Source organism: Vibrio sp. Vb0598 (assembly GCF_033338935.1).
Lineage (GTDB): Bacteria > Pseudomonadota > Gammaproteobacteria > Enterobacterales > Vibrionaceae > Vibrio > Vibrio alginolyticus.
The window spans coordinates 1-1,193 of the sequence record NZ_JAWOTP010000191.1; the positions used below are offsets into that span (position 1 = coordinate 1).

At 50.1% G+C, this 1,193-nt stretch carries 1 protein-coding gene; it reads left to right on the forward strand.

Annotated features, from left to right (window positions below; all coding sequences use genetic code 11):
- Positions 1 to 1,046: 3,4-dihydroxy-2-butanone-4-phosphate synthase (ribB, locus tag R7Q38_RS24000; protein ID WP_318114563.1), on the forward strand; the 1,046-nt coding region annotated here is incomplete at its 5' end.
- Positions 1,047 to 1,193 lie beyond the last annotated feature (147 nt).

The following is a 1,193-nucleotide window of genomic DNA, read 5'->3' on the forward strand; positions in this document are numbered from 1 at the left end:
TGGATGATGAAGACCGTGAGAATGAAGGTGACTTGATCATGGCTGCCGAGCATATTACGCCGGAAGCGATCAACTTTATGGCGACTTACGGTCGTGGCTTGATCTGTCTGACCATGACTAAAGCGCGTTGTGAAAATCTCGGCTTGCCGCCAATGGTGCAAGACAACAACGCGCAGTACACCACTAACTTTACCGTTTCTATCGAAGCTGCTGAAGGCGTAACCACGGGTATTTCAGCGGCTGACCGCGCACGTACCGTTCAAGCTGCGGTTGCGCCAAACGCAAAAGCGGCGGACTTGGTTCAACCGGGTCATATTTTCCCTCTTGCTGCGCAAGATGGTGGTGTATTGACTCGCGCTGGTCACACCGAAGCGGGTTGTGATTTAGCTCGCCTTGCGGGGCTTGAGCCTGCTTCGGTGATTGTTGAGATTCTAAACGACGACGGTACCATGGCTCGCCGCCCTGATCTTGAAATCTTTGCTGAAAAACACGGCTTGAAGTTAGGCACTATTGCGGACCTTATCGAATACCGCAACAACACAGAAACGACCATTGAGCGTGTAGCAGAATGCAAACTGCCAACTGAACACGGTGAGTTCACTTTGGTGACTTACAAAGACACCATCGATAATCAAGTGCATTACGCGATGTGTAAAGGTGATTTGGCCGGCGAAGCGCCGCTGGTTCGTGTGCATCTACAAGACGTATTCACCGATGTATTACGCAGTGACCGCAATGCAGAGCGCAGCTGGACACTGGATAGAGCGATGAAGCGTATCGGTGAAGAAGGCGGTGTTCTGGTTGTACTTGGCAATGAAGAATCAACCGAGTTGCTCATCCACCGCGTGAAGATGTTCGAAGCGCAAGATAAAGGCGAAGCACCTACTTTAGCGAAAAAGCAGGGCACGTCTCGCCGCGTGGGAGTGGGGTCGCAAATTCTCGCAGACCTTGGTGTCCACGATATGCGTCTTCTGTCTTCGACCAACAAAAAATACCATGCATTGGGCGGTTTCGGCCTGAACGTGGTTGAATACGTTTGCGAATAAGAAGTGAACGATAATTTCCTAGTCCCATGCACACCTATTTTGGTGTGGACTAGGAACTCGTGACACGCGGCCAATTTCCATTAGATATTGCTCACAAATTTGTGCTAGAATCCGGCGATTCTCACTTGATGAACATATTTCACTTAT